This is a genomic window from Shewanella sp. POL2 (assembly GCF_000282755.1).
Lineage (GTDB): Bacteria > Pseudomonadota > Gammaproteobacteria > Enterobacterales > Shewanellaceae > Shewanella > Shewanella xiamenensis.
The window spans coordinates 1-15,970 of record NZ_AKZL01000014.1 but is presented as its reverse complement, the minus strand read 5'-3'; the positions used below and the strand labels follow the sequence as shown (position 1 = coordinate 15,970).

Here is a 15,970-nt window from a genome sequence, read left to right as displayed (position 1 = left end):
CCCTCTGTATCCTAACCTTTGTTCAGCAAGGCAAAGCGCTTCATCTCAGGCCAGTTGCCCCACAGGGTACACAACATTTAGCAATGGAATTTGTTTTAAACTGCAGACCCCATTGGGTAAAACTTGCCCGGATGAAGGTGGGGCGGCAGAAACAGTAGAGCAAATTTGCCCACAAACCTATGTAGACCTCGGACTCTGTAAAAAGGACGAGACGGTCTCAGTTACATTGCCTGATCAAAGCTGGCAAAAGCAAAACGAATCAACCTGTAAGCGAACCTTGTATGAGGGAACCATTTCCACTTGTCCAACTGGCTACACGCCTGCCGGTGATGACAACTGCCAGAAAGTCGAAACCACTGTATCAACTGTAAGCTGTCCGGCAGGCTACTATCAAGATGGTAGTCAGTGTATGCCTGGGACTGCCCCGAGCTGCCCGGCAGGTACGACGTTAATGAACGGTTCATGTGTTAATTCCTCGGGTTCTGTCGCCAGTTGTCCAACTGGAAAAGAGTTAGATCCCTACAGCAATACCTGTATTACGGCGAAGGGAAACTTATCAGATCCTGATTACTTTATGCAGATGGGCCGCGATTTTGGCAAATCCGCGGTAGGCGCCATTGAGCTGCCAGGAGGCACAACTAACAATATTAAGCTTAATTACCGGAATGTTGGTCAAACAGATATGACCACATCTAATATGACCAATGCTGATATGCTCGGGCTTGACTCCAATAACGGTTACAACGTATCTGCAACAGGTACTTATCAGGACGAAAAGGCGCAACAAAAATCGATTAAAGAGGCCGTTGAGCGAAACACGGCTTATGGAAAGTCAGAGCCCGTTGTAGGGGCAAATCAAGATGAAACGAATGATGCGCAAGATCATAGTGCCAATGCTTATCTAACCTTGCTTGATGCTCAAAACAAGAACCCGCCACACACTATTGGAAAGGATGCTTCATTCCTTAAATCTGGATCACAGGAACAGCAAAACATTCTTAATGGTAGCGGAGGGCAATTTTTCGGAGATTGTTCAACAGAGACTGTAACCAAAACTACTATCGATGACTCCTTGGTTAAAAATACAATTCAAGAATGCTTTAAGCCAAACAGAAACAATCTTTCAAGCTGTAATAGAGAACGAATCTTAACGCCTCCAAACGAAAATAAAATTTTTGGCAGTGGTTTTGGATATTGTGGTAAACGCTGTATTTCAATCAATTTGGGAGATGAATCGGATAATGCTCTTCAAGACCATGAAGACGGAACGTGTAAAGTCTACCGCAATGCGTCGTCGTTCAGATTGCTTGAAGGAATAAATATTGTTTCCGCTACAATCGGTAAATCAAGGTACGACGATTATTTCAAATTGTCAGTCAACGACACAATTCTGAACCAGTCTTCTACGTTTCCTCTTGATGGACAGTCTTGCTCCGATGTCGGTAATACCACCAGTGCTACCCCTATTGATGTGACTGTGCCGTTTCAAACTGCATTGGCAAAAAATCGCACACTGACAGTCGAGCAGCTGCTATCAGTAAAAAACCTGGGGGAGGGCTATACAAGTATAACCATTAATTTTGACCAGGACTTGCTTGCTAACTGGGTTGAGGACATTGTTGAGTCGCCAGAAGGATGTGAGGCATCGTTGTCAACTACTGACAGTTTTTGCACGGCTTCAGATTGGAAATGCGATGCTCGGTTAGATTCGGAGTTAATCAATAACGGTGGTGTATTGAACCTGTCGGATATCGAAGGTGCACCGGGGGTTCAGGCCGTTTCCGGAGCTAATGACGTAGTATTAATGGTTATGCGTAGGGATTTTGAACCAAGCTTGGCAAATGGGACAAAATCAAATTGCGGTAACATCGTTGGCACCACAGATGATGAAGGTGACAATAAGAACGACGACGGTTTATGGGTATGTAAAGAGGGGATAGGGTTTCAAACTCATAGTATCTATAGTGGACCCGGAATGTATGGGACAGAGTTTGTTAACGTCTTACCTAAACGGAATAAATGGTCTGTATTTGCTGTTAAAATTAACAATGGTGTGACGTCTCGTTTTTACAATGAGAATGGCCAGATCTTTGATTCTAAGCAGATGTATGGTGGAAGTTTTGACTCTTTAAAACAACGTCGAATTATTATTGGGCGTGGGAATACCTCTGAGGATTGGACCAAACGAGCTAACGCACCACTATATCTTGCTCATTGGGAAGTACTGCGTGATATAACTTCGGACCAACAAGTGCTCGAAGCGTTAGAAAAAACCAAAGATATGTTTGCTCTGGTCAATCTAGATCCGTTATACGAGGGTGATGATGGCCTAACGCCTTGCATGTATGCACACATGGAAGATTATGTGTGTGATCCTCTTAAGGGTAATCGACTACCCTTTAATGGTGGCACCGTTGGTTATTCTGACATTCGGACAATGGGGGATCAGTGCAGTCAGTATACTTCAGATGAAAAATGCAGTATTGAGTCATCTACGTGTGCGGAGGGGTGGCTTGATTCGGCAACAAATACATGTTTTGGGTGGGATGTAACTTATCGCTGCGAGAGCGGTTCGGTTATAACCAAAACTGAAACGGTAGAGAACAATACCTGTTTTACAGATACTTCATGTGTGAACGGCAATTGCGAAACAAAAGCAAAAGAGACCATTACAGACTTTGTTCAAACCGCGGCGATGTATGCGGCGATTAACGAGTTAGATAACGGATCATCATGTACTGACCCAACTAATCCTGATACCTGCCAAGTGTTCGTCGGCAGTGTTGAGCAATGTAGTTGGGATCAACTCAAGGTAAATGACTGCTGCTCCACCAAAGGCACCGATACCACATCCAACTTATTTAAACTGTCATTAATGACCTTTAAAGCTGGGCAAAACGCAGTGTCCAGTGAGAACGCGTGGGTGAATGAGTATTTAGGCGGGGAATATGCCAAAAAAGGCTGGAGCATGGTAAAAAGTGGTTGGAATGATGCCGTCGATTGGGTATCTGACTCAACTAAACCAGCGACGGAGGCTGCAAAAGGTGCATGGGATTATCTTGGTAAATCCTTTTCGTCTGAAGCTACTGCTACAGCAGGTAATGCGACAACTACCGTATCAGGAGAAGCTGGATCCGTTGTTACTGACTTTTTTACTGATTTGGCTACCTCAATCGATACGGTAAAAACTCAAATCTACCAGTGGGTTTATGATGTCATGCCGCAGGCGATGCAGGAAGCTATAGTTTCTGGGGCTGAAGCGCTAGGGGTTGAAGTAGCCAAAGAGCAATCAGGTGCTTTAGCAGAAGGTGCTGGCGCACAGGCTATGGAAGGTGTTGTAAGTAACCTCATAGCAGCGCTTTCTTTCGTGATGATGCTTTACACCATTTATAACATGCTCAAATTGCTTTATACGATTCTAACGGCATGTGACGAGGAAGAGCTGAAAATGGGGACCGAGCTGAAAGAGCGCAAGTGCTTCTTTGTCCGTAAAGTGCCTTGTAAAAAGACATTAGGGATATGTACTGATAAGGCGCACAACGAGTATTGCTGTTTCAAGAGTACCTTAGCTCGAATTATCATGGAGCAGGTGATAGTTCAACTTGGCCATAATCCAGTGTCATGGCATGACAACGAAATGTGTCGTGGATTAACCCTAGACGAATTATCGAATATCGACCTAGGAAAAGTAGACTTCAGCGAGTGGGTGGGGTTAATGACTGAATCTGGTATGTTCCCTGAGCCTGACATGGAAAAAACGGGTGAAGATGCCATAGTTAACCCCGATGCGCGAGACAGCGCCGATGACAGGATTAAAAATCAGTTAGGGGTGGATACTGGTGTAAAAGTTAGAGAAGCGTTTGAAAACGCTTCCCCTGCTACTAACCTAGATTGTTCTGGTTTCCCAAGACCACCATCTTGCCCAATCTAAAGTGACAAAACCCCGCAAGTATTTTGTTAAATGGTTGCGGGGATAAGATTACATTTTGACGAAGAAGCGCTGAGTTTTGGTATTAACGTCAATGATATATGGATAATCAGTCAATGATTTATCAACAGACTCACAGGTTTTGCGTGAATTAGGTGCCTTTGGTGGCATATAAAAGTAGGATGGATATTCAAAGGTCTGAGCTAATAACTTGCTGCTCTCAACTTGGTAACAAGAACCAATGCCTAACTTTAAAATCGCATAACTACCGCTTCCATCACCAATATTCAGCAATGATTTCAATTCAGCCCCACTAAGCAAGGTAGTTGTAGAAATGCTCAATGCCGCAAATTTACCTTTGAATTGGGGTAATGGTAAATCTGAATAATTCGAATCAACCAGCACTACAGTTCTGCCATCAACTCCAGCTGTGAGTTCAAATTTCTGACCATTTGGCAAGTAGGCTTTGATTAAGTCACCTTTTGCTTGTTCCATCTGTTCTGCTGGCACAATTTGATAAAACATAAATGTTGGTAAAGGTGGGATCTCCCCTGAACCTAAGAAAAATAGACCCGCATTTAATAGGCCACCAGATAGGCCGGAACCAGAAATCACACCTAAGCCAGCTGTGCCAGCTGCCGCGTTCATTGCGACAACCGAGCCGCTAGAACCGTTAATTTTCTCCCATTCAGCATCAGAAACAATTTTGTCTTTGATGTTTCCATGCCCCCCATGACCCAACTTGAAAACTTTAAATGCAAAAGAATCATCAGATTTAATATCGAGTTGAGAGACTGTTTTAGGTGCTGATTTGTCAGTTGGTGTTGACGCGCAACCAGAGAACAATGCGGTGCAAGCAAGAACGGCGGCAAGTGAGTAGGTCTTTTTCATGGTGAACTCCTGATAGAATTGCCAACAATGTTAACACAGGCTTAATACTTGGCAAATTTCTTGAAATATAATATGAGTGGTTAAAGGTTGATTGTTTTGCCTGTGAAAATTATCATTTGGACAACACATAAATTTAATGGTGAAGTTTAAATGGGCTCAACAAAAGATCAGGGGTTAGTCATCGAGCGTGACGACAATACCCTTGTTTGTGCATTACCTGGAAGCGGCAAAACCTATGTTTTGGTAGAGCTGACTAAGCGTTTACTGTCCAGAGATGGCGCCTATTCTGTCCATTTACTTACGTTCACGGATGCGGCTCGTGTTGAGCTCACTGAGCGAATGCTTCACGCCCTTACCCCACGAGCTATGGAACGTGTAACTATCAGTACCTTTCATTCAACTGCGTTAGCGATGACTCGCGGCAAACTTAATCGCCGGTTATTAATGGCCAATGAGTTAATGCTGTTCGTTAAGTCGGTGCTCAATGAAGCTGACCATTTAGACCTCATTGATAAGTTCAGATTTAAGGTGCCGGACGTTGTTAGGCTGTTTGATGAAATGGGCCGAAGCCAAGACCTGTCAAAAGAGTATAGTGACACAGAAGTTGCCCTGTACGAGCTTTACAAAGATATGCTGATTAAGCAGGGCAAGACGGATTTTAACGTCGTATGCCAATTGTCCGTGAGCTGGCTGGCGCAAAGGGAAATCCCTCCTGTGTCGGCTACGCATATTCTGGTAGACGAATTTCAAGATACCGATGCACTGCAATACATGTGGCTACGTGAACACGCGCTGCTTGGTAAAAAGCTGGTGGTCGTTGGTGATGACGATCAAGCTATCTACTCGTTTAGGGGTGGCCAAGGATACGACAATATGGTGGCCTTTCAGTCAGAGTTTAACGCAGATGCTTACGTGTTAAGAGACTGCTTTAGATGCTCAAAGGAAATCCTGAATCGAGCGGGGATGCTGATTAAGTTCAATAACCCCGATAGGATTGATAAGCCGATGAATGCGGTTAGGGAAGAGCAAGGTACTGTCAAAATCATTAAGTCTGGCACGATGGATAACCAGCTTAACCAGATTTTAGATGCGGTGAGCAAAGAGCCTCATACGTGGGCAGTAATTGCGAGGAACAATGCCATCCTTGACCGCGTTGAAACGGTTATTCAGGGTCATGGCATTGAGTACAATCGACGCGGCGGTAAGTCGTTTTTTGATGGCGTAGCACCCTACAGCTTGATTCAAATTGCCTCTGTGATTTCAGGCAAACATGATGACCATACCCTGCATCGGGCTTTGGCGGCTTTGTCAGTGCCAGAGGCGGAAACGGCAAGAATTATTGGTTTATGCCGGACGGCGAAAACGACCTTTGGCGGCCTTAAACATGCGGAGATTGGTCATCATGCTGACCTGCAAAAGTTCCACTCATTAGCTGAAGCCTGGCATGACATACCTGCAGGGCGTGAGGATGCTAAGCGAACCTACATGCAATCTATCGTTAAATTGTTAGCCATACACCTCGATAAGCGGGACCAAAAACATGCTCAAGTCGTCGGTGATGTCATTGCTGGACGTCACTGGGAGAGCCTGGGCGAAAGTATTGCGCAACTGAAGTCTTCGTTAGACTGCAAAAAGCGTAAAGACCAATCAGAAGAGGCCGCACCTAAGCTGTCATTGATCACTATGCACTCTTCAAAAGGTTTGCAGTTCGACAACGTGTGGATTGTGGGGAGCGACACAGGAACCATCCCGAGCAAAGAGGCGTTAGCAGAGGGTAAGATAGCGGAAGAACGTCGATTAATGTATGTGGCCATGACCCGCGCTATCTCGTCGCTCACTATGAGTTACACCAGTGAGCCCAGTGAGTTTCTGTACGAGGTTAACAAAGAAAGGGTTGTAGAGCTGGAGTCTGGATATGAAGACGATGCTGACGATTTTGACGCCGCTTGACATCCTCCACCCCCTAAAGAAGTGTGGGGTTTTACGCTTAAACTGACAGATTGACAAACCAGTGAAATTAAAATAATGTGTATGTGGGCGGATGCCCTTCGCCTTTCTAAGTGTTCTACTTTTCAGTAGGCATTCTTTTCAGGGCCATGATGTACACACCTGTTCATGGCTTTCGTATCGGTGGCTTTAGCTATTTCTGATTTACCTCCAGTTTCACTAGGAAATAACGATTTCCTAGTGCAATTGCGCAGCCGAACCTCCCACCTAAACGTCTGGCTCGCTGAATATCAGCTTTCCATTTCTTTACGAAAAATCTATCACTGAAAAATTCAGTTAGATAGATTCGGCGTTTAGTTCAAAAGGTGTTGCTACGCAGCAACCAAAAGTCTCCGTTAGCCTCGGACTCAGACTCAATTCAGATTAGCGACCTGAAACCAGATGTTTAGATTTTCTAAATATCTTCCCTTGTGGGTGAATATTCCCCCACAGGGATTGTTCACCCAATTTTTAATTATTGGAGTGAACTATGAATAGTATTTTTTCGGCCGAGAGTGTTCTGCATCAGATCACCCTTAATCAAAAAATCACACTTTGTGACGCTGAAGGCGAGATTCAAACTGCTTCAGCTCAGATTGCCTTGCTTAACGATTCTCCGTTTCGTGATGTCAATTCAAAAATTCAAAAAAACGCCAAATTCCATGCTGATTTAGCTGGTGAGTTGTGTGGGACCCTTTATTTATCTGCGGCTGAATCTTTGAAATCAGAGATGGTTGCGACATTTAAAGAACTAATGAATCGACTCCCTTTAGAGCTTCAAGACAGTTTTACGTATGCCTTGCTTGACTCTGGCGCACGTACACGCTTGGCCAAACGGAATCTATTCAACTTGTTACATTGATTAACAAACCTACCTTTTTGGGGTGATGAATTGCCCTAAAAGGCGTTCTCACCCCTTTTCTTTTTTATTTTATTAAAACTGGAGTGAGACTATGGACGCTATCGTATTTGCGGCAATCTTTATGGGTTTTATGACTATCTATCTGTTTTTAGTTAGACCTGTATTAGAGAGATTGGGCCTAGTTTGGTAATGCCAAATTAACCACTGTAAATCGACATCACTTAAGCGTCCTCTAGGACTGTTTATGGGGTGTCACTAATGCTCTTTCGCAATAGACAGCACTAGCGACACTCTATAAACAGGAATTTTACTTATGTCTACACTATCTGCGATTTTCTTCTCTGATCTGAATGTGCTCGTTACCGCGTCTGAAAAATGTGTTGCTATTACATCAAGCAAGGTTGGTTTTGATGTGAGCAGCAGTGATCATGGCGAACTGGCTGAGCGTTTATCAGTTTGGGCAAAATCTCAAAACATTCTGTCACCAGAGGAAACTCTAGGTGTTATCTAACCGGCTAGTAAGACCGTCTTACGGACGTGTCAGCCAATCAGTGCCGGTGCTGATTGGCACAACTAACCAAAGTGGGTTTTTTCAAGCCTATTTTGCTTAGTACCACTCCATGCTTCCTCACAACAACTCCCAATTAAGCGCTGAACATCAGTATTCCAATCGCCTACGCGAAACTGGAATTTAATTGCCGAGTTGTTGTTTGGTTGTGGTGCGTCTACTAGAGCATCTAGTTTGACCATCACAATCTCCCGAAAGGGCGCTTTGATGCTGCGTTAAGCATTTTTTCCCTTGTGGGTTCTGCCCACTAAAGGGCCGTACCCGCAACTTATTTATTTGGAGTGGGTATGGCTAAAAAATATCAAACCCGCGAGAAATCGTTGGGTGAATTAGGCATTCATGAATCTGTTGATTGGAGCGCTGAACAATGTCGCGCTTTTTGGGACGGAATCATTTCTGCAAATCTGGAGTTACTGAGAGATTCGGTGACTGAAGCGGAAGACATTCTTGACTGGGTGTTTTCAGAGCAGTTTCTAGTTGCTTGTCGTTATGCTGGTTTAGATTGTGATTTACTGAGGGATGGTGTCTTAGACGTCGTTGACCCAGTTGAAATCGTCAATGCCAGAATAAAGCTCAACAACGAAACTTGGTCTAAAAAACGCACTAAGCAGCAATCGCAATTGCGAAATGGCGAAGGCGTTTGGCAGACTATTTCTTGGGGCGAATCATTGGCACTATTTTGAGTCAGTATCGCTCCAGCATATCCAATTGCATCAGTAAAATCCGAGCCATAAAACGCCAACGGAGTTTGACTGCTGCAGCTGGTGAACAAATCAATTTATTAACCCTTGGGGTGAGTTTTGTCCCCCCGGGGCAGACTCACCCTTTTTTTATGCCTAACGGGCATATTTGGAGTGAGTCATGAAATTTAATACCGCAGGTAACATCGCTGCACGTCAGGCCAAAATTGCTTCATTGCAAGGCCAAAAAGGTCTCCATCTGTCTTTAGATTTCTCGTCCTTTTCGGGCAAGAAGTCAGAGAAATCATCAAAGGTATTTGATGATCAAGGTGGGGACGTGTCAGAAGTCACAGAGAAGCCTCGTAAGTTCTTGGTTGATAAATCAGCCCTTAAATTCGTCAGTAAATATTACATGAGAGCTAAGCGACTCATGGATACTGCTGGCATTCCTGTTTGGGGTGGGTGGTTAGTCCCTGAGAGTGAGTTCGATACCTTAAAAATTCGCTTTGAAGCAATTCAGCGTGCTTTTAATGAGGAAGCAGAAGCCTTCGTGAAAGATTACGAAGAGCTGCTGGATAACCAGTGTGCGGCACATCCTGAAGCGGCAAGATTCATTCGCCGTGATGCGCCTACTGTCAGTGACGTGGAATCACGCTTCTATATGAGCATGAGCCCACCAATGTCTATCGTTATCGGTTCTATGTCCGATGATGAATCGGCTGCTGCTGATACTCACTTGGATAAAAAGCTGCTTCAAGAATTTGCGGATTTGTCAGAGGATGTGTTGAATAAGATTGGTCGCGGCGACGTGATTGGTCAAAAGGCAATTTCATTCCTTGCTGATATGGAAGCAAAGGCGGCGAACTTCAGTTTTCTTTCTGATACTTGGGTCGGACTTGCGGCATGTCTCAATGAGATGCGCAACTCGTTCCCTAAGAATGGGCAACTGGATAGCAAATCGTTAGGTTTGTTACGGCTGTTACTAACGTCATTAAGCAACAAAACCGCGCTTGAAACTCTGTTAACGTCATACGACGAACTAGGCTTGGAAGCGATGGTTGAGCCTGAAATTGTTAACGAGCCTATGGCTGAGATTGATGAAGATGTCGCTCAGTTGCTACATGCGTTACGCGGATCCACAGAAGACAGTGGTGAAACGGAAGTTACAACGGCAAAAGTGACTGAAGAAGTGGAGCACTCGGAATTAAGTGCCGAGTTAGATGCCGCTTTTGCTGCGTTTTTTAATTAATTTTTAAACCCTTGGGGGTGAGTTTTGTCCCCATGGGGCAGACTCACCCTTTTATTTTAATGCCTTACGGGCATTTCTAAAATTTTGGAGTGAGTTATGTCTATTAAAGCTAAACAAGTATCCGGTGCAACAGTATTCCCATTATGCCCAACTTTAAGCGGTAAAATGGTCGCTGTTTTTGAAGGTATGGCTAACGTGCCAAAAGTGAACCCCAAGTACAGACCAAACGAGCGTAATTTGCTCATTGCGCTGACTTGGATGTTCGGAAAGAGCCGTAACATGTCACTGGCTTGTTATGGCGAAACAGGTACGGGTAAAACGGAGTTTGTCGCGTTTCTTGCGGCTTCTCTTGGCTTATCTCTGCACCGAGTATCCGTGAGTGAAACCATGCGCCCCGAAACGCTGAAGGGCAACATTGGTATCAAAAATGGTGAAACCGTTTTTGAAGAGAGCGTGGTGGTCAAAGCGTATCGCGAAGGCGGTATTCTGTTGCTGGACGAGCTGGATAAAGGCTCATTCGACCTGCTAGCTAGTCTTCACCCAATCCTCGAGGGCAAACCTCTTGCGATTGAGAAAACTGGCGAGGTGGTAAATCCTCACCCGCTCTTTAGAGTAATTGCAACGTGTCAGACCCCAGGTATAGCCGACATGTCTGGCCGTTACGGTTCGATTTCATCCGATATGGACGAGGCGGTTAAACGTCGCTTCCTTTGGATTGGCTTTGAATATCCAGCAATTTCTGTGGATACAGATATTCTCGGTGATATGACTAAGCTGTCTTATCGTATTCGTCTTGCGATGGCGAAATTTGCCAAAACGGTACGTGATGCGATGAACACCGATGCTGTCAACGGCAATTCTCAGCACTGCATTCAATCAGCACTATCAACTCGTGTTTTAGTTGATTGGGCGGTAATGTGGGAGTTGTTGCCTGACTTCACGATGCAGGAGGTGTTTGAGATTGTGTTTACAGCCGCTTCAACTCCTGAAGAGCGTCTAGCGCTTAATGAGTTGGGCAAGCTGCATTTAGCTGAAATGTTTACGCAATCGCTAACAGCTGCGAATGCTTAATTTAACCCTTGGGGGTGAGTACGCCCCCAAGGGCTTTCTCACCCCATTTTTTTTACCTTACGGGTGCAATTGGAGTGAGAAATGAAAAGAAATACTGAACAAGCGTCATTCTCGATGCTGTCGAATGCGTTAACTCGCAAAGGCGTTAACGTCACGATTGCTGGTGGCAGTTCTTACACCAACGGTAAAAGAATTGTCATTGGGGTTGGCCCGTGGGATCAGATGGTTTGCTCGTTACTTCACGAGTCGGCCCATCTCAATCACACCAACTTCAGTGCAATCGGAAACGTCATGCAGCAGACCAGTACAGCGTTGAAAAACGCAATCAACGTGCTTGAGGACATAAGAATCGACTTGCGCAATATCAGGGAATTTCCTGGCGCAATACAGTCTTATCAATCAAGCCGAAGAATATTGGTAGACATCATTACCAAGCGTGAGTTTACAAACTGTCTCGACGACATTTTGTATTACGTACTTCTAGTCGGAAACCTTGAAAACGGGATTACTGCGATCAAACCAGCATTAGCTGGATTTGATTGGGTAACACTGGAGCTTGATAAGTTGTGTTTGAAATACGCACAGCTTGCACAAACGGCGAAAGACACCTTAGAAGTGCGTGAGTTGGCAGAAAACCTTCTGTTAGAGCTTGCGGCAATGCAACAGGCTAATCAGCAAGAAGCTGAAGGTGAAGCTGAAGGTGAAGGTGAAGCTGAAGGTGAAGCGGAAGGTGAAGGTGAAGCTGAAGGTGAAGCGGAAGGTGATGCTGAAGGTGATGCTGAAGGTGATGCTGAAGGTGAAAGCAACGGCAAGCCAAGCGGTAAGGCTCTTAGCAATAGCGCAGGGTTCAACGAAATCGATTTGGAGCAATCTTTCGAGGACTTGGACGTAGGCAAACTGTTAGAGGCTCACCGAGATCAGCAAGATATGAGTAACTATTCTCGTGTTCCTAAACCAATCAAAGTCATTCCTTACACTGTGCAGGAGTTGTTGCGTGGTAATCCAAACAGTGTTTTCCCTGCGGCAAATCTGCAGGTGAATGGCGCTGTCACCAATGCTATTAAGGTCATGTTTCGACAACGAAACATGAAATTATCCGGCGTGACGCAGTTTGGAGAGTTAGACGAGGATCGGTTGGTCGATGCTTATCTGGGTAACCCTGGCGCCAAAAACATCCGTCGTGATGTCGCGGCAAACCTATCTGTAGGTGTGTTGCTTGATGCTTCAGGTTCTATGGGGTATCCGGATGACGATACACACCGCTCTTGTGTAGCAACAAAAGCGGCAATGGCAATGACACAGGCTCTTGAAAAACAGAGTGGTGTTTTGACGTCATTATCGCTGTTTGGTGAGTTTTATCTTGAGCTAAAAGGTTTTGCTCAGAAGAAAACACCTTCGGTCTTGCCCTATTCAGACCTCGGCGGCACAAGCACTGGAGCTGCGATGATGGAAATGGGCAGCAAGCTCATTTTACAGTCATCGCAAAAAAAGGTGATGTTTGTTATTACCGATGGTCAACCAGACTGTCCGCATGAAGTGGTTGGTTCACTCGATTGGTTAGCTCAGCATGGCGTTGTGGTTTTGCCTGTCATCATTGGTCAGGTGGACGTAAGGTTTACTGGTTTTAAAGACCTGAAAGTAGCCTGTATCGACCACGTCAACGAGTTACCGAAACAGTTAATGCAGTTGCTTAAGCAACACATTTAACACAATTAATCCCTAGAGGGGCGTACTTCCCCTCTAGGGAGAAGTGCGCCATTTAGCGCATGAATACGCAGTTTGATTGCTTCCCTGCAATCGCTCTCTCTGTGTGTTCGTCCTAGATTTCCCTCGGGGGATCTTTGATGCGTTCTCTAGTTAGTGGGTATCAAAGATCCCCTGAGTAAAGGAGCATTTATGGACGCAATACAAAAAATCCAAGCTATTCGGTCTAGCGTTAATCCGTTAGACATTTACGGCAAAATTCCGGCGCTCAGCGAAGCGCTACGCAAGAAACCATCTCAAGTACCTGATCCTCGGACGGGGAGTGGGACAACCGTGTTTCGAATTGCATCCAATGGTTCTACTTACCTCAACGGGGTTGGTTACATGGATGTGATTGATACGGTGGCATACGTACTTGATCTACCGAAGATGAAGGCCTGCGATGAAATCAGTCGTTTGGCTAATCTGAAATTAGATTCTGAGTACGTGGCATCGGGTTCCTGCAAACCTGCCGAGTACAAATTACCTCCTGAAGATGTTGCAAAACGTACCGAGTCATTACGCAAGGTGTGGTCAAAATCCGTTCTCGCAATGGAAGCTGATTATGTGAAGGCTTATCTGTCTAAACGCGGTTTAGATGTATCTGACTTACCCAATACACTGCGCGGTATTAAATCGTGTCTGAACGTCAGCAATGTCGATGGGAAAATAGTGAAAAGCTGGACTCCAGCGATGTTAGGCGTTTATTTCGATAAAGAAGGAAAGCCCCTGACATTGCACCGGATCTACCTGACACCCGAAGGTAATAAGGCCAATGTGGAAGACGTCAAAAAGATGATGTCACCACCAGGTGATATAAGAGGTGGAGCTATCCGCCTTGATTATCATCCTGGGGAACACTTGGCTGTTGCTGAAGGCATTGAGACTGCTCTGGCAGTGCGAGAGATGTCCGGTTTACCGACGTGGGCGTGTTACAGCGATAGATTGTTAGAAGCTGTTCACATACCATCGAGTGTAAAACGAGTCAGCATTTTTGCTGATAAAGACGTTTCTGGCGCAGGTCAGGCGGCAGCGGAAAATCTCAGGAAGCGGTTAGAATCGCATGGTGTTGAGGCTCGGGTATTTTTCCCAAAGCAAGCAATACCAGCGGGTTCGAAAGGAATTGATTGGCTTGATGAATACAATCAACTATCAAAACCGACAGCGGCTTGAGTCGTAAATGAATACCTTACAAAAGGTGTTCATTTTAAAGTGGATTAATAACAGTCTGCTTTGAGATGAACACCTAAATACCACACACAGCGAGGGCGAAAGCCCTCAATGGGAAGCCCTCACTCTATAAACTAATGGAGTGAATATGAGTCAAAACGGCTTTCCAAACTGCCCAACGAACTACGTTGATGAAGTGAGCTTTTTCCTTGAGTTTCAGCCGATACCGAGCCAGAAATCTACAGGAGAAGAAATCCACATCAACGGAAAAAACTACCTGCACCCCAGCGTGAAAAAGGAGGAATCCTTTAGCGTATGGCGGTTCATTGAGACAGATGGTGAGCGAATGATCACAAGCTCTCACACCGATTGCGGTGAAGTGCTTGGATACGTTCTTAGCCGGAAGTCTCCACCCGCAGGTATCACTATCAGGGTTCCCCTTGATAGTTAATTCCAAAGCCCTGCCAACGCGGGGCCGTTACCGAGTGGCCAACTTTGATGACTACTCGGTAACGGCCTCAGTGCTAACCGAGCAACCCTTCCAACCTTGTTTAAGACCGTCGTAAATCGACCACTTTAAATACAGTTGGATTTTGCATGACTAATGAACTTGATGATTCTTGTACTGCGGTCATGTATTGGCGAAAGCCCGTCGAACCTACGTTAAGGTCTAACAATGCTTTAAGTACCGCTTAAAGCCAAAACCCTTGAGGTGTGCATAGCCTCAAGGCCTGCGCACCATTTTACTTTTTTACTAATTAATTTTTAGGAGTGAGTTATGGGCGCAGGTCATTTTTGTCTAGCAAACGCAAGTACCGTGCATATCGAATTACCATTTGATGAAGCGTGGGAGCCTTGGGAGTTGCACGACGAGACTCAGTGGTTTATTGACGACGTGAAAGCGACGGTTCAGTCTCTTTTACCCAAATCATTCACTGAGCCAACATTTAATGTTCGCACTAGAGATGGAGAAATTATCGCTGAAAACGGCTTTTATAAAGTGCTGTTAACCAGCTGGTGTAGCTACATCGCTATCAGCGTACAAATCAAAGAAGCGAATTGGTCAGAACCTTGGGAATTTAATCCTTTGGCTCTTTTCCATCATGCTTCTGCAAGTACAAAACTTTTCGATGAGTTAAGTGAGCAATATGAAGTCCGAATCGCGACAAGCGCTTGGACTTCTGGTGCTTACATTCGAGAAGCCGCATAAATATAAATCAACATAGATTAACCATCCCTAGGGAATTTTGCCCTAGGGCGGATTCCCTTTAATTAACTTTATAGGTATCCGCTATGAAAAAATTCATTTGTGATGGTGAGAACTCAGCAAGGGTGATTGATGCCACTTCACTAAAAATGGCTCAAGAATCTATTGAGTTAGCTAATTATGTTTAGTTGTTCCACAGGAGAATATTCATGTTACAACAGAACGTGCTACGATGCTCAAGTAAACTTTTTATACGAGTATCTAACATGCCATCAATCACAATTCGATTTGATGATCGTGACACTCTTCTTGCAGAATTGGAGGCCAAAGCTTCTCAGCTCGGTATTACAACTGAGCAATTGGTTCTACGTTTCGTTTCAGCAGGAATGCAGAGTGACTGTTCGCCATCGATCGCAGGAGAGTCCATTGAGGATTTCTTCGCGAGAAATGGGGTATTCAGCAAACCATAATTCAATCAAATTATTTCCTACAACTAGGTCGAGGTTCCTATGAGTAACCCTACGGCCCTAGTTGGGGTCATTCTATTTGCCTGGTTCCCTTCGGATGAACATCCTAATCGGCCAGGCCCCAAATTCCGTCCTGTTTTAGTTGTTG

Annotated in this window: 12 protein-coding genes; 11 read left to right on the top strand and 1 reads right to left on the bottom strand. The window is 44.9% G+C overall.

Annotated features, from left to right (window positions below; genetic code table 11):
* Positions 1 to 112 precede the first annotated feature (112 nt).
* Positions 113 to 3,931 carry a conjugal transfer protein TraN gene (gene traN / locus SHEWPOL2_RS05450; protein WP_239642739.1) on the top strand — a complete coding sequence of 1,273 codons (3,819 nt, stop codon included), beginning with the start codon at positions 113 to 115 and terminating at the stop codon, positions 3,929 to 3,931.
* A gap of 48 nt (positions 3,932 to 3,979) precedes the next feature.
* On the opposite strand, the gene SHEWPOL2_RS05445 is transcribed toward traN, so the two are convergent.
* On the bottom strand, positions 3,980 to 4,819 hold the full coding sequence (locus SHEWPOL2_RS05445) for a hypothetical protein (RefSeq protein WP_037426836.1): 840 nt from the start codon (positions 4,817 to 4,819) through the stop codon (positions 3,980 to 3,982).
* Between the two features lie 150 nt (positions 4,820 to 4,969).
* Here SHEWPOL2_RS05445 and SHEWPOL2_RS05440 point away from each other — a divergent pair, with 150 nt between their 5' ends.
* The 10 genes from SHEWPOL2_RS05440 (at position 4,970) to SHEWPOL2_RS05395 (ending at position 15,358) form a co-directional block, all read left to right on the top strand.
* On the top strand, positions 4,970 to 6,769 hold the full coding sequence (locus tag SHEWPOL2_RS05440; protein ID WP_037426833.1) for an ATP-dependent helicase: 1,800 nt from the start codon (positions 4,970 to 4,972) through the stop codon (positions 6,767 to 6,769).
* 526 nt (positions 6,770 to 7,295) lie between these two features.
* On the top strand, positions 7,296 to 7,667 hold the full coding sequence (locus SHEWPOL2_RS05435; RefSeq protein ID WP_037426830.1) for a hypothetical protein: 372 nt from the start codon (positions 7,296 to 7,298) through the stop codon (positions 7,665 to 7,667).
* Between the two features lie 313 nt (positions 7,668 to 7,980).
* Complete coding sequence (locus SHEWPOL2_RS05430) at positions 7,981 to 8,178, top strand: hypothetical protein (RefSeq protein WP_037426827.1); 198 nt, start codon at positions 7,981 to 7,983, stop codon at positions 8,176 to 8,178.
* Positions 8,179 to 8,522: 344 nt separating this feature from the next.
* Positions 8,523 to 8,918 carry a hypothetical protein gene (locus SHEWPOL2_RS05425; protein WP_011711540.1) on the top strand — a complete coding sequence of 132 codons (396 nt, stop codon included), beginning with the start codon at positions 8,523 to 8,525 and terminating at the stop codon, positions 8,916 to 8,918.
* A 178-nt stretch (positions 8,919 to 9,096) separates the two neighbouring features.
* Entirely contained in the window at positions 9,097 to 10,164 is a 1,068-nt protein-coding gene (locus tag SHEWPOL2_RS05420; RefSeq protein ID WP_011711539.1) for a DUF3150 domain-containing protein, read from the top strand.
* A gap of 96 nt (positions 10,165 to 10,260) precedes the next feature.
* On the top strand, positions 10,261 to 11,235 hold the full coding sequence (locus tag SHEWPOL2_RS05415) for an AAA family ATPase (protein ID WP_011711538.1): 975 nt from the start codon (positions 10,261 to 10,263) through the stop codon (positions 11,233 to 11,235).
* Positions 11,236 to 11,316: 81 nt separating this feature from the next.
* On the top strand, positions 11,317 to 12,942 hold the full coding sequence (locus SHEWPOL2_RS23015) for a hypothetical protein (RefSeq protein WP_037426824.1): 1,626 nt from the start codon (positions 11,317 to 11,319) through the stop codon (positions 12,940 to 12,942).
* Positions 12,943 to 13,131: 189 nt separating this feature from the next.
* Positions 13,132 to 14,151, top strand: coding sequence for a toprim domain-containing protein (locus tag SHEWPOL2_RS05405; RefSeq protein WP_011711536.1), 1,020 nt, complete (start codon positions 13,132 to 13,134; stop codon positions 14,149 to 14,151).
* A gap of 145 nt (positions 14,152 to 14,296) precedes the next feature.
* Positions 14,297 to 14,599 carry a hypothetical protein gene (locus SHEWPOL2_RS05400; protein WP_037426820.1) on the top strand — a complete coding sequence of 101 codons (303 nt, stop codon included), beginning with the start codon at positions 14,297 to 14,299 and terminating at the stop codon, positions 14,597 to 14,599.
* A gap of 327 nt (positions 14,600 to 14,926) precedes the next feature.
* Positions 14,927 to 15,358 (top strand): hypothetical protein, encoded by a 432-nt coding sequence (locus tag SHEWPOL2_RS05395; protein WP_037426819.1) that lies wholly within the window; start codon positions 14,927 to 14,929, stop codon positions 15,356 to 15,358.
* The last annotated feature ends 612 nt before the right edge of the window (positions 15,359 to 15,970 follow it).

Excerpts from the sequence above, each read along its gene's own strand:
- SHEWPOL2_RS05445 (WP_037426836.1), bottom strand. The coding sequence starts at position 4,819 with ATGAAAAAGACCTACTCACTTGCCGCCGTTCTTGCTTGCACCGCATTG.
- SHEWPOL2_RS05440 (WP_037426833.1), top strand. The coding sequence starts at position 4,970 with ATGGGCTCAACAAAAGATCAGGGGTTAGTCATCGAGCGTGACGACAAT.
- SHEWPOL2_RS05435 (WP_037426830.1), top strand. The coding sequence starts at position 7,296 with ATGAATAGTATTTTTTCGGCCGAGAGTGTTCTGCATCAGATCACCCTT.
- SHEWPOL2_RS05430 (WP_037426827.1), top strand. The coding sequence starts at position 7,981 with ATGTCTACACTATCTGCGATTTTCTTCTCTGATCTGAATGTGCTCGTT.
- SHEWPOL2_RS05425 (WP_011711540.1), top strand. The coding sequence starts at position 8,523 with ATGGCTAAAAAATATCAAACCCGCGAGAAATCGTTGGGTGAATTAGGC.
- SHEWPOL2_RS05420 (WP_011711539.1), top strand. The coding sequence starts at position 9,097 with ATGAAATTTAATACCGCAGGTAACATCGCTGCACGTCAGGCCAAAATT.
- SHEWPOL2_RS05415 (WP_011711538.1), top strand. The coding sequence starts at position 10,261 with ATGTCTATTAAAGCTAAACAAGTATCCGGTGCAACAGTATTCCCATTA.
- SHEWPOL2_RS23015 (WP_037426824.1), top strand. The coding sequence starts at position 11,317 with ATGAAAAGAAATACTGAACAAGCGTCATTCTCGATGCTGTCGAATGCG.
- SHEWPOL2_RS05405 (WP_011711536.1), top strand. The coding sequence starts at position 13,132 with ATGGACGCAATACAAAAAATCCAAGCTATTCGGTCTAGCGTTAATCCG.
- SHEWPOL2_RS05400 (WP_037426820.1), top strand. The coding sequence starts at position 14,297 with ATGAGTCAAAACGGCTTTCCAAACTGCCCAACGAACTACGTTGATGAA.
- SHEWPOL2_RS05395 (WP_037426819.1), top strand. The coding sequence starts at position 14,927 with ATGGGCGCAGGTCATTTTTGTCTAGCAAACGCAAGTACCGTGCATATC.